A 13215-nucleotide genomic window follows, 5' to 3' on the forward strand; every position below is an offset into this window, starting at 1 on the left:
CCACTGTGGTGACCGCCGGCACACTGTTCTGGATCTCCTATTCCGAAGTCAAACGCCGCAGCGTCGACGAGATGAATGCCACCGCAGCACTGACGGCCGCCGACCTGAAATCGCAGCTGACGCAAGGCCTCCAGCTCGTTTCCACCTTTCAGAGCGTTTTTTCAGCGCTCGAAATATCCGGAGCGGCAAACCGCACCTCGGCCGATGCGATGATGAAGAAGGCGCTCGAGGACAGCCCCTTTGCGCTCGGTGTCTGGAGCGGCTGGGAGCCGAACGCCTTTGACGGCAAGGATGCAGATTATGTCACCAAGCCGGGCCATGACGCGACCGGCCGTTATGTTCCTTACTGGGTCCGTTCGGGCGGCAAGATCGATGTGACGCCGCTCACGGACTATGACAAGCCCGGCCCCGGCGACTACTACCAGCTGCCTTTCAAGGCGCAGAAGATGGTCGTGATCGAGCCCTATAAATATGCGGTCGATGGCAAGGACGTGATGATGACTACGCTGGTCGGTCCCGTCACCGTCGATGGCAAGCCGCTCGGCGTCACCGGCATCGACATTGCGCTCGACAGCCTGACATCGAAGCTTGCCGAAATGAAACCGCTCGGCGACGGCAATGTGGCACTCGTTTCCCAGGGCGGAAACTTCCTCAGCCACGTCGATGCCGCCAATCTTGGCAAGAGCTTCAAGGATAGCAGCGTCGATGCCGCCGCCTGGCAGCAGATGATCGACAATCCCGGCAAGCCGGTCGAAACGGCCGGCGCGGACGGGGTGGATTTTCTCTCCATCGCCGTTCCCGTTCAGCTCCTTCCCGACACGTCCTGGTACGCGATCGTCTCCGTTCCGAAGGCGACCGTGTTTGCCTATCTGACGCATATGGCCTGGATATCCGTCATCATTATCGCCGTTGCCTCGGTGCTCCTCGTTTTGCTCGGCGTGCTGATCTCCAATCGCTTCCGCCGCCGTCTTCAAGCCATCGTCAATGCAACCGGCGAAATCGCGAGGGGCAACACCGGCATTGTCATTGCCGATGCGGAGCGCAACGACGAGATCGGCGGCATGGCCCGGTCGCTCGCCATTTTGCGCGACGCGACGATCGCCAAGCAGCGTCTGGAGACCGAAGCGGAAGAGACCCGCACGCTCAGCGAAGAAGAACGCCAGCGCCGCGCCGCCGAGACCCAGGAAAACGAGCGCCAAATGCGCTTTGCCGTCACCGAGCTCGGCACGGGCCTGCAGCGGCTCGCCGATGGCGACGTGACCTTCCGGCTGATGACGCCGTTCATCGGCTCGCTCGATGCCCTGCGTGAAGACTTCAACAGTTCGATGAGTACCCTGCAGCAGACCTTGCAATCGGTCGGCAACAATGCGCTGGGCATTCAGGCTGGCTCCGCTGAAATCCGGTCCTCGGCCGACGATCTTGCCAAGCGGACGGAACAACAGGCGGCCTCCGTCGAAGAGACGGCGGCAGCGCTGGACGAGATCACCGCCTCGGTGCGCGATTCGACGGTGCGGGCCGAAGAGGCAGGCCAGCTGGTTGCCAAGGCGAAGTCCGGCGCGCAGACATCGAGCACCGTCGTCAAGAGCGCCATCGATGCCGTCGGCCAGATCGAAACGTCCTCGCAGGAAATCTCAAGCATCATCGGTGTCATCGATGAAATTGCGTTCCAGACCAACCTTCTTGCCCTGAACGCCGGTGTCGAAGCCGCGCGTGCAGGCGATGCCGGCAAGGGGTTTGCCGTCGTCGCTCAGGAAGTGCGCGAACTGGCGCAGCGCTCTGCCAATGCAGCCAAAGAGATCAAGGCGCTGATTTCGAAATCGGGCCAGCAGGTCAAGACCGGTGTCGAACTGGTCGGCCAGGCCGGCAAGGCGCTGGAAGTGATCGTTCACGAGGTCGATGAGATCAACCTGCGTGTGTCCTCCATCGTCGAGGCGGCGCGTGAACAGTCGATCGGGCTCAACGACATCAACCGTGCCGTCAACGTCATGGATCAGGGCACGCAGCAGAATGCAGCCATGGTCGAGGAATCGACCGCCGCCAGCCACACGCTTGCCGCCGAGGCCTCGGCTCTGACGGCGCTCCTGTCGAACTTCAGGCTCGGAGAAGCGTCGCAGGCAAACGTCAGCCGCGTCGCCATGGACGCCGGGATGCATCGGGCGCCATCCGCCCCCGTGCGCAGTTCCTCCCTGTCGAAACCGGGTATCCGGCCTGCATCCGGCATCACACCGGCTGTCCAATCGCCGGCGCGGTCGCTGGGGCAAAAACTTGCCGGTGCGTTCCAGGCGAATGGCGCAGCCGCTGCTGCCCCGTCGAATGACGGCTGGGACGAATTTTGAGCCAAAGCAAGGGCGCCGTCTGCAGGCGCCCTTGTCGCAAAATCCGGCAATGCCGAAAGTTGAACAACGCAACTGCACAATAAGTAATCGGGGACGATGCTGCAGTGCGAAGCGGTCAGGCGGAAAACCGGTGTTTTCAGGCGTTTTCTGAAACTGGCACGCTTCCTGCTTTGTAAATGGCATGTCCAGAGGGGACTATAATAAAACGGCGCCCAAGAAGGTCGCGACAGAAAAGGCCGCTTTCAGCCAGAGGTGATCCCGGATGTACGGACACCACCCGGCAGAGAGCGGCCTTTCCTTTTGCGCCGGTTTTTCTCTTCCGCCGCATTGGCGAAACACTCCGGCTCGATTATCTAAATACCAGCGCATCGCACACAGACGAGACAGCAGGGCAAACCAGCCGCGCTGGCGGCAGGAGTGAATAACATGACCGACGTGACCAAGGAACAGGTTCTCGACAAACTCAGAGGCATTCGCGGACCGGATATGGACGGCAATATCGTCGATATGGGGCTGGTCTCGGATGTCTTCATCTCCGATTCCAAGGTCTATTTCTCGATCACCGTGCCGGCCGAGCGGGCCCGTGAGCTCGATCCCCTTCGTGCTGCAGCCGAACGGGTGGTCAAGGATATTCCGGGCGTCAAGGGCGCGATGGTAGCGCTGACGGCCGACAGGAAGGGTGTCTCGTCTTCGGCGCCGGTTCAACGTCCTGCCGCCGCACCGTCCCAGCCCGGTCATGCCGGCCATTCCCATGCGGGCCACAGCCACGCACCTGCGCCGACGGCGCAGCGGACGCCGACGGCTGCGGCGAAAGCCGGTATTCCGGGCGTCGGCGCGATCATCGCCGTTGCCTCCGGCAAGGGCGGCGTCGGCAAATCAACGACCTCGGTCAACCTTGCCCTGGCGCTGAAGGCCAACGGCCTGCGCGTCGGCATTCTCGATGCCGATATCTACGGCCCGTCGATGCCGCGCCTTTTGAAAATTTCCGGCCGGCCGCAGCAGATCGAAGGCCGGATGATCCGGCCGATGGAGAATTATGGCCTGAAGGTCATGTCGATGGGGTTTCTCGTCGATGAGGAAGTCGCGATGATCTGGCGCGGGCCGATGATCCAGTCGGCGCTGTTGCAGATGCTGCGCGAGGTTGCCTGGGGCGATCTCGACGTGCTGGTCGTCGATATGCCGCCAGGCACCGGCGATGCGCAGCTGACCATGGCCCAGCAGGTGCCGCTGGCCGGCGCCGTCATCGTCTCGACACCCCAGGACCTGGCGCTGATCGACGCCCGCAAGGGGCTTGCCATGTTCCGCAAGGTCGAGGTGCCGGTGCTCGGCATCATCGAGAACATGAGCTATTTCATCGCTCCGGATACCGGTGCCCGCTACGATATTTTCGGCCATGGCGGTGCCCGCAAGGAGGCCGAGCGTATCGGCGTGCCGTTCCTCGGGGAAGTGCCGCTGACCATGGGCATCCGTGAAACGTCCGACGCGGGGACGCCGGTCGTTGCGTCGGAGCCTGACAGCGAGATCGCCCGGGTCTATCGCGATATCGCAACGAAGGTCTGGGAGCAGATCGGCGCTCATCAGGGAGACAAGGCCCGGGCCATGCCGAACATCGTGTTCGAGTAAGCTGCCCGGAAACGGATTGCCCTTCTGTGGCCGGGGTTGGCCACCTGAAAATTCGGGGCAGGCATGCGCGCTGTTGACATTCAACCGGCGAGCGTCGTTAAGTCTTTAGGCGACATTGTGGCGCTTTGCCACTTTCTGCATTGATTTTGAGTGTGCCTTGTTCCATATGCCTCCCCGCATCCGCAAGGCTGCACCAGCGGTGCTGCCCTCCGTCGGGCTCCGCATGACCGTGATGACCGTTTGAGGGTTTGTCGTAAACGACGAGAGTTTCCATATGGACCTGCCGCGCGCAGCTTTGATTTCATCCAGCCGGTTTTTTCCGGTTCGCCCAAGCCTGGTTTCCGCTGTCGCATCTCGTCATGACGTTGCGATGGTCGCCCATGCGCGTATCGGCGATGCCCATGCAAAGGCCGCGGAATGATTACTGCCTATCGTGACAATGGAGAAGCCGTCGTCATCAGCGCGGCGGCGCCGCCTGCGTCCCTGCCATCCGATGTCGTGTGGATCGATATGTTGCGCCCGGACAAGGCGGAGGATCTGCTGGTCGAAAGCTTCCTCGGCATCGAGGTGCCGACACGGGACGACCTGAAGGATATCGAACCCTCCAGCCGCCTTTACACGGCCAGGGACGCGGTGTTCATGACCGCGTCGCTGGTCTGCAAGGCCGAAAGCGGACAGCCGGAACTGGCCGATGTCGCCTTCGTGCTGGCAAGGGGCCTTTTGATCACCGTCCGCTATGATGAGCCAAAGGCCTTTGACCTTTTCACGGCGGCGATGCACCGCATCCCGGGCGGTTGCGCCAATGGGACTGTCCTGGCGACGCGGCTGTTTGAGACCATCGTCGATCGCACGGCGGAAATCCTGGAGATTGCCGTTGCCCGGATCGACGGCCTGTCGTTGCAGGTTTTCGGCGATCGTCCCGTCGGCAAGCGCCGCCCGCCGCATTATCTCGAAGCCAAGCTGATGGACGTGGCGTCGCATCACAGGCTGGTGGCCAAGACCCGAGACAGCCTTGCCTCGCTCTCCCGCGTCCTGACGTTTCTCTATACCGTCCCCTCGGTGCAGGAAAACAGGGACACCAAGGAACTCTGCCGGACAGTGTCGCGCGATATTCAGTCGCTGTCGGAGCATGCCTCGTTCATCTCGGGAAACATCACCTTCCTTCTGGATGCTTCGCTTGGGCTGATCAACGTCGAACAGAACGCCATCATCAAGATTTTCTCGATCGCGGCCGTCGTCTTTCTGCCGCCGACCCTGGTCGCCTCGCTTTACGGTATGAATTTCGATTTCATGCCGGAACTGAAATGGACGTTTGGTTATCCCATGGCTGTCGTCGGCATGGTGATTTCGGCCATCGTTCCCTACTATTTCTTTCGCTGGAAAGGCTGGCTTTAAAGGCCGGAAATATTCAGATGTCCCATACGGTAGCTACCCCTGGAACACCCGACAAGGAATTGCGCAAGTTTCTGCTTCTTGTGCTCGGCTCGGTCGGCGTCGTTTACGGCGATATTGGAACGAGCCCGCTCTATGCGTTCCGTGAGGCGCTGCGCCCGGTCGCCGCCGACGGTGTCTCGCGATTCGAAGTCATCGGCCTGATCTCGCTGATGATCTGGACGTTGACGATCATCGTGACGCTGAAATACGTGCTGTTCCTGCTGCGCGCCGATAACCATGGCGAAGGTGGAACGCTGTCGCTTCTGGCCCTTCTGATGAAGGCGGGCAGTGGGCATGCGTCCCGGCTTTTCTTCATGGGGATCGCAGGTGCCGCCCTGTTTATCGGTGACGCGATGATCACGCCGGCCCTTTCCGTCCTTTCCGCCGTGGAAGGCCTGAAACTGGTGACGCCGGCGCTTTCCGATTATGTCGTGCCGATTTCGGTGATCATTATGCTGTTGCTTTTCGCCGTCCAGTCGAAGGGCACCGCTGCGGTATCGAATTTCTTCGGGCCGATTACCGTCGTCTGGTTCCTCGTCATGGGAGCTGCTGGCATCAACCACATTCGCGACGATTTCGGTATCCTCTCGGCCTTCAATCCTTGGTATGCGGTCCACTTCCTGTTCAATGCCGGTTACGTCGGCATTGTTGTTCTCGGGGCTGTGTTCCTGACGGTGACAGGTGCAGAGGCGCTCTACGCCGATCTTGGACATTTCGGCCGCAGGCCCATCCAATGGGCCTGGATTTGTCTGGTCTTTCCGGCACTGGCTCTCAACTATCTCGGCCAGGGCGCGCTTGTCCTCAAGCATCCCGAAGCCATGTCCGATCCGTTCTTTCTGATGTTTCCGGAATGGTCGTTGCTGCCGGTCGTCATCCTCGCCACCGCGGCGACGATCATTGCCAGCCAGGCAGTCATCACCGGCGCATTCTCCCTGACGCGTCAGGCGATCCATCTCGGTTTCCTGCCGCGCATGGCAATCTTCCATACGTCCGAGACCCAGACGGGCCAAATCTATCTTCCCAACGTCAACACGCTGCTGCTGTTCGGGGTCATTACGCTGGTCTTCGTGTTCGGCTCGTCGGAATCGCTGGCGACCGCCTACGGTATTTCCGTTACCGGCGCGATGGTCGTCACGACCCTGCTCGCCTTCGAATTTGTTCGCCTGCGGTGGAAATGGCCGCTCTATGCCGCTTGCCTGGTGCTGTTGCCGCTGCTCGCGCTCGAACTGGTCTTCCTGGGCGCCAATCTTTTGAAGATTCACGACGGCGGCTATGTCCCGGTGATGATCGCAGCCACCTTCGTCGTCGTCATGTGGACCTGGAAGCGCGGCACGAAGATCCTGCATGACAAGACCCGGCATACGGATATTCCGCTCGCCTCCTTCGTCAAGTCGATCGAGCGCAAGAGCGAGCATGCGCCAGTCTCGGTGCCGGGTACCGCCATCTTCCTCACCAGCGATCCGGAATCGACGCCCGCGGCATTGCTGCACAACATCAAGCACAATCACGTCCTGCATGCGCAGAACTTCATTCTGACGATCCGCACGCTCAATACACCGGTGGTGGCCAAGGACCAGCGCGTTAGCGCCAGCAGCCTGTCTGAACGCTTCAGCCTGCTGGAAATGCGCTTCGGCTACATGGAGACCCAGAACGTCTCGCAGGCGCTTGGCCTGTTCAGGAAGACCGGGTTGAAATTCGACATCATGTCGACCTCGTTCTATCTGGGGCGCCGCAAGCTGGTGCCGGATGCGCAATCTGGCATGCCGCACTGGCAGGACAGGCTGTTCATCGGCCTTGCCAATGCCGCCATCGACCCTTCGGACTATTTCCGCCTGCCGACCAACCGCGTGGTGGAACTGGGTTCGCACGTCATCATCTGACCCGCCGATCTTGCGATAACGCCTCCTGCGCCGCCGCGCGGGAGGCGTTTTTCGTCGTGCCCTCCCGCATTCGCGGCAGGGGGCATTAACCAACCATCAAGGTTAATGCTTCATTGTCAGGACAGTTGAAGCGTTAACCGCGCACTTGAGCGCGACGTGACCGCTTGTCCGATTCACTTCCGCGGGAAAAGGCGTTCCGGGTGTTTTTTGCCGGATGCATGCCCGCGTCTGCCAGTGCGTGGAGTCCGGTTGGTGCGTAAGAGTACTGTGTTGCGTCTCAGGTCCCGTTTGTCGCCCGCGCGCTGGACCGCTCCCCTGATGCTTGGCATCGGCCTTTTTGCCGGTTTTCCCTCGGCTCCCGCCCATTCCGATCTTGCAACCTTCCTGTCCGGCATCAATCGCGGTGGCGAGCGCTGGCGCATGCACATGACGCGCTCTCCCGCCGGATCGCTGCATGAGGTCGAGATGGTCTTCAACGATCCGCTCATCACCGGTGCGATCGGCGACGGGGCAGGGATCGACATGCCGGGCGGCGGCAAGGTCTCGCTGACGGCCGAACAGAAGCAGGCTGATCCACGCACGGACGAAGACCGGGTGAACCGCAAGGAAAAGAAAGGCCGTATCATCGCCGTTGCGCCGGTGACGCCGCCGAAGGATTTTACCGCAGGCTCGATCCTTGAACGCACCAGTTCGCTCACCGATCCGCTGTTTGATGCCAAGGAGCGGATGGTGTTTTCCAAGCCTGAGATCAAGGGCAAGGAAATCAAGATCGCCATGGCCTTCTATAAGAAAAAGGCCCCGAAGACTGATCCCGGCATGTCGCCAATGCTGGCAAGCCTGGTCACCAACCCGTCCGCCGATATCCTTGCCACGGCCTATGCGCCCGCCGAGCCGGATTATGCCCGCCAGTCGCCTTTCGATTCGATCCTGCGCGAAGACAAGGCCGGCGGCCGCTTCATTCCCGACATCTCGCCGCAAGACCATGCCTGGGCGGCCAATCCGCTGCCTGCCTCCGTCTTTTCCGAGGCGGAACAGAAATGCCTGACCTCGGGCATCTATTTCGAATCGCGCGGCGAAACGTTGAAGGGCCAGGCGGCAGTCGCACAGGTCATTCTCAATCGCGTTCGCAATCCCGCTTACCCATCGACGATCTGCGAGGTCGTTTATCAGAACAAGGGCTGGTACAATCGCTGCCAGTTCTCGTTTGCCTGCGACCGGATCCCCGACATCGTCTGGTCGCGCTCCGCCTGGCTGACGGCCAAGGAAATCGCCCTTGCGGTCACGGCCGGCAAGATCTGGTTCCCTGAAGTCGGCTCGGCGACGCATTATCATGCGACCTATGTCAAACCTGACTGGGGTCCGACGATGAAGCGGGTCTCCAAGATCGGCAAGCACATCTTCTACCGCACCTATGGCGGCGGATGGAGCTGACAACGCTGCCGATTGCCAGTTGCCGGGCCGTCATGGTCCTTTAAGGTTCCGGCAAAGCCCGCGGGTGATTCCCGACGAATCCGCCAAAGGCTTCGCTTGAATCTCATAAGGCAATGTTTTTATTCAATAATATTGTGGCCTAACAAGGCCTTTTGGTGCCTTGACTATGCTGGCCCCTAAAACTATGTTGCGGCCGACTTCAGAACGGGCCGAGCGGTGGCTTCAAATCCGGCCTTTGTATGACCAAGCTCATGGTTTATCACCGTGACAGGCAGCAAAAGGGAGGATGCCACATGACGGACAACCGGAAAGAGGGTCTGGAAGACCGGCTGAAACGCCTCGGTTCCGAGTTGTCTGAAAAGCGCAAGGACGATCCGAAATACGCTGCGGACGAAGCGCGCGCTGCGCAGAACCGCAAGGGCTATCAGGTCGCCGTGAAGCTTTCGAGCGAATTTGTGGCGGCGATCATTGTCGGTGCACTTCTGGGCTATCTTTTGGACCATTTTGCGGGTACAGGGCCGTGGGGGATGATAGTGCTTCTCCTGCTTGGTTTTTGTGCCGGTGTGCTGAACGTCCTGCGTTCGGCGGGCATGGTGGCAGCGCCTCACCCCGCGGATCAGCTGGRCAAGGGCATCAAGGACAAGAGTGACGACGCGTAAAAGCGCTGTTGTCGCAGGTTGAAATATCCGCCATTCGGCGAATAAGTAACGAGAGAGAGCGGCTGTGGCAGGCGATAAGGTAGATCCGGTACACCAGTTTGTGGTCAACAAGATCGTTCCGATCGAAATTGGCGGTATTGATTTCTCTTTCACCAATGCATCGCTGTTCATGTTCGCGACGCTCGCCGTCGCCACGGCATTCCTCTACTTCACGACGTCGACGCGCAGCCTGGTTCCCGGCCGCATGCAGTCCGTCTCGGAGATTTCCTACGAATTCATCGCCTCGATGCTGCGCGAAGGCGCAGGCTCCCACGGCATGAAATTCTTCCCGATGGTGTTCTCGCTGTTCATGTTCATCCTGACAGCAAACATGCTCGGCATGGTTCCCTACTTTTTCACCGTAACCAGCCAGATCATCGTGACCTTTGCGCTTGCGCTCTTCGTCATCGGTACTGTTCTGTTCTACGGTTTCTATAAGCACGGCCTTGGCTTCCTCAATGTGTTCGTGCCCTCTGGCGTACCCGGTATCCTTCTGCCTTTGGTTATTGCAATCGAAGTGATCTCCTTCCTGTCCCGCCCGATCAGCCTTTCCGTTCGTCTCTTCGCGAACATGCTGGCCGGCCATATCACGCTGAAAGTGTTCGCAGGCTTCGTCGCCTCGCTCGGAACCCTCGGCGCGCTGGGTATCGGTGGTGCGATCCTTCCGCTCATCATGACCGTGGCCCTTACGGGTCTCGAATTCCTCGTATCCTTCCTCCAGGCCTATGTCTTTGCGGTGCTGACTTGCATGTACCTCAACGACGCAGTGCATCCGGGTGGCCACTAAGGAATAAAGTCGTGGGGCTTTCCCGCTCCGGATCGTTACCCGGTCCTGATCGGCGAAAGTGCCAAAGTTAGCCGCAACAACCATTTCGAAGGAGAAAATCATGGAAGCGGAAGCAGCAAAGTACATCGGCGCAGGTCTCGCTTGCCTCGGTATGGCCGGCACGGCTCTCGGCCTCGGCAACATTTTCGGTAGCTACCTGTCGGGCGCCCTGCGCAACCCGTCGGCAGCAGACAGCCAGTTCGGCCGTCTCGTATTCGGCTTCGCCGTTACGGAAGCTCTGGGCATCTTCTCGCTGCTCGTAGCGCTGCTGCTCCTTTTCGCCGTCTAAGATCGGCTTGAAGGCAGGGTCGCGGTTTTAGGCCGCGGCCCGCATCTTTTCTGAATGCACCTGGAGGTGAGCATGTTTGTGACCGCGGCATACGCCCAGTCAACTACCACCGAAGGCGCAGAGACCCACGACGCMGCTGCCGGCGAGGTCCACACCGAAACCGGTGTAGCCCATGAAGGCGGACATGGCTCGGGAGTGTTCCCGCCCTTCGATTCTTCGACATTTGCATCGCAGCTGCTCTGGCTGGCGATTACCTTCGGTCTTTTCTACCTTCTGATGTCGAAGGTCGTCATGCCGCGCATCGGTAGCGTTCTCGAAACGCGCAATGACACGATCGCACGCGACCTCGACGATGCCGCACGCTCGAAGGCCGAGGCGGACGCCGCCATTGCCGCCTATGAGCAGGAACTGGCCGCTGCCAAGGCCAAGGGCAACGCGATCGCCTCCGAGGCGCGCGAAGCTGCAAAGGCAAAGGCAACTGCCGATCGCACCGCGGTCGAAGCCAGCCTGAACAACAAGATTTCCGCTGCCGAAGCCCGCATCGCCGATATCAAGACGAAGGCGCTGGCTGACGTTGGCGCGATCGCCGAGGAAACTGCGACCGCCGTTGTCGAGCAGTTGATCGGTGGCAAAGTATCGAAGGCCGAGATCGCATCCGCGGTCAAGGCATCGGCGAAGTAAGGAGAGCATCATGGATATGACCTCACTGGCCACATTCTGGGCCACAGTCGGCTTGGTGCTTTTCCTCGCTCTTATCGTCTACCTCAAGGTTCCGGGCATGCTGGCAAAGTCGCTCGACGCGCGCGCCGGCCGCATCACCAACGAACTGGCTGAAGCCAAGCGCCTGCGCGCAGAAGCGCAAGCCCTGCTTGTCGAATACCAGCGCAAGCGCAAGGAAGCCGAAGCTGAAGCCGCCAACATCGTTGCCGCTGCCGAACGCGAAGCCGAAATGCTGACCGCCGAGGCCAAGCAGAAGACCGACGAATTCGTCGCCCGCCGCACGGCGCTGTCGGAACAGAAGATCAAGCAGGCCGAAACCGACGCCATCAATTCGGTTCGCGCCACCGCCGTCGATATCGCCATTGCTGCCGCTGAAAGCGTCATCACGGCAAAGTCGGACGCAGCCACTCAAGCGGCTTTGTTCACCAAGGCGATCAGCGACGTGAAGACCCGCCTGAACTGACCGATTGTTCACACGGAATTATAAAAAAGGCTGGCTTGCGCCGGCCTTTTTTGTGTCTGGCATTTTTGTGTCTGTCGCTGGGAATGTAACTGTTCGCGTGTGGCAGTCGGGCGAAGCGAGCCCGCCGCCCTCTCTATTCCCTGCCGAAATTCCTTCCGGCAGAATGCTTCCGTTTAAAGATGAAGCGCTCTTAGTTGTCCGTGCTCGCCGTCGGGGCCATCGTCAGGCAGGCCTGCTCGAACTCCTGCATTGTCTCCGGGCTGTTGTCGCCAGGAAGGACGGCGTCGGTCGCCATGTTCGCCGCATCAACCGGCGTCTCGTCGTCATAGACGAACGACTGGATGTAATAGGCAAGTCCGCCCTTCCAAACCTTCCGGCCGTCGATATCCTTGCAGCTATAGGCCGTCTGCAGATCTGACTGCAGGGCATCCGCGGTCGGCTCTGGCGTAGCGGGAATGCCGGCCGCTGTGGCGGCGATGAGGATCAGCCCAAAAAGCACGGTTCGAACCTTTCACGGAATCGCGGGTAGATATTGATTTTCACTTTATAACCCGCCTGCTCTTCCGTTTGTTACCTGTGGCACGCCGCACACAAGAAAAACCGCAGCTGTGTCTTTGCCGTCAATGGCCGGTATATCTAACGCAGGGCCAAGCACAGTTGTTCCGAAGAATGCGGTCCGGTCGTTCCGTCGGCTACTCTTCATCGACTATTTCAGCGCCGTCCTGGCGCAGCGGCCGGAAACTCATGCGATGCAGCGGGCAGGGGCCGTGAGCATCGATGGCGTTGCGATGGCGCTTGGTGGCATAGCCCGCATGCGTGGCAAATCCGTAGGCGGGGAAAACCAGGCCGGCGCGGGTCATCATCCGGTCGCGCGCCACCTTGGCGATGATCGAGGCGGCAGCGATCGACAGCGAGCGTGCGTCACCCTTGACGACGGCCTTGCCCAGACAGGCAAGGCCCGGCGGCACGTCGCGGCCGTCGGCGAGCACCAGCGCCGGCCGCACGCAAAGGCCGTGGACGGCCCTGCGCATCGCATCGAGGCTTGCCTTTCGGATATCCGTATCATCGATCCTTCCGGCCGCAGACGAGGCAATGGAGACGATCGATGACGACAGGATGATATCGAACAGTTCCTCGCGGCGGGCGATCGACAGCTGTTTGCTGTCGTTCAGCCCTTCAGGAATATTGTCCGGATCAAGGATGACGGCGGCGGCAACGACCGGTCCGGCCAGCGGCCCGCGCCCGGCTTCATCGGTGCCTGCGACCGGCCAGAGCCCGTCGCGCCGCCCAGCCAGCTCGAAGCTGAAATCTGGGCCCTCGACAGTCTCGAATAGAAAGGGGGAATCGGGCGGTGCGCGTCGTGACATGCGGCGAAACTCGCACACAAGCCCGATTCCCTGCAAGTCCCGTGGCAATGAGGCGGTTGCCGCAGGATGACCGATCCTGCCCCGGGGCAGAAGCAGCATCGGTATTCCAATCTCCGGGATTGTCCCGGGGAAATTATGCAGCTGATCA

12 protein-coding genes are annotated in these 13215 nt (G+C 60.5%); 10 read left to right on the top strand and 2 right to left on the bottom strand.

Annotated features, from left to right (window positions below; genetic code table 11):
* The 10 genes from AC1D17_RS08620 to AC1D17_RS08665 all read left to right on the top strand — a co-directional run.
* Positions 1-2336 (top strand): methyl-accepting chemotaxis protein (locus AC1D17_RS08620; RefSeq protein WP_477564989.1); only part of this gene is annotated, 2336 nt, incomplete at its 5' end.
* Positions 2337-2762: 426 nt separating this feature from the next.
* Positions 2763-3959, top strand: a complete 1197-nt coding sequence (gene apbC / locus AC1D17_RS08625; RefSeq protein ID WP_477564990.1) for an iron-sulfur cluster carrier protein ApbC — start codon at positions 2763-2765, stop codon at positions 3957-3959.
* 417 nt (positions 3960-4376) lie between these two features.
* Positions 4377-5354 carry a magnesium transporter CorA family protein gene (locus AC1D17_RS08630; protein WP_477564991.1) on the top strand — a complete coding sequence of 326 codons (978 nt, stop codon included), beginning with the start codon at positions 4377-4379 and terminating at the stop codon, positions 5352-5354.
* A 17-nt stretch (positions 5355-5371) separates the two neighbouring features.
* Positions 5372-7273, top strand: coding sequence for a potassium transporter Kup (locus AC1D17_RS08635; RefSeq protein WP_477564992.1), 1902 nt, complete (start codon positions 5372-5374; stop codon positions 7271-7273).
* A gap of 252 nt (positions 7274-7525) precedes the next feature.
* Positions 7526-8704 (top strand): cell wall hydrolase, encoded by a 1179-nt coding sequence (locus tag AC1D17_RS08640; protein ID WP_477564993.1) that lies wholly within the window; start codon positions 7526-7528, stop codon positions 8702-8704.
* 293 nt (positions 8705-8997) lie between these two features.
* Positions 8998-9363 (top strand): AtpZ/AtpI family protein, encoded by a 366-nt coding sequence (locus tag AC1D17_RS08645; RefSeq protein WP_477564994.1) that lies wholly within the window; start codon positions 8998-9000, stop codon positions 9361-9363.
* Between the two features lie 64 nt (positions 9364-9427).
* Positions 9428-10189: a F0F1 ATP synthase subunit A gene (locus AC1D17_RS08650; RefSeq protein ID WP_477564995.1), complete on the top strand. Its 762-nt coding sequence runs from the start codon at positions 9428-9430 to the stop codon at positions 10187-10189.
* Positions 10190-10289: 100 nt separating this feature from the next.
* Complete coding sequence (locus tag AC1D17_RS08655; protein WP_056332699.1) at positions 10290-10517, top strand: F0F1 ATP synthase subunit C; 228 nt, start codon at positions 10290-10292, stop codon at positions 10515-10517.
* A 72-nt stretch (positions 10518-10589) separates the two neighbouring features.
* A complete protein-coding gene (locus tag AC1D17_RS08660) occupies positions 10590-11198 on the top strand; it encodes a F0F1 ATP synthase subunit B (protein ID WP_477564996.1) in 609 nt (202 codons plus the stop codon).
* A gap of 10 nt (positions 11199-11208) precedes the next feature.
* Positions 11209-11700, top strand: a complete 492-nt coding sequence (locus AC1D17_RS08665) for a F0F1 ATP synthase subunit B (RefSeq protein ID WP_477564997.1) — start codon at positions 11209-11211, stop codon at positions 11698-11700.
* Positions 11701-11890: 190 nt separating this feature from the next.
* Here AC1D17_RS08665 and AC1D17_RS08670 read toward each other — a convergent pair whose 3' ends face one another.
* Together AC1D17_RS08670 and AC1D17_RS08675 are read right to left on the bottom strand one after the other, a co-directional pair.
* A complete protein-coding gene (locus tag AC1D17_RS08670; RefSeq protein ID WP_477564998.1) occupies positions 11891-12199 on the bottom strand; it encodes a hypothetical protein in 309 nt (102 codons plus the stop codon).
* A 193-nt stretch (positions 12200-12392) separates the two neighbouring features.
* Positions 12393-13067, bottom strand: coding sequence for a ribonuclease HII (locus AC1D17_RS08675; RefSeq protein WP_477564999.1), 675 nt, complete (start codon positions 13065-13067; stop codon positions 12393-12395).
* Between the last annotated feature and the right edge of the window lie 148 nt (positions 13068-13215).

Source organism: Pararhizobium sp. P1_E7, from assembly GCF_056405855.1.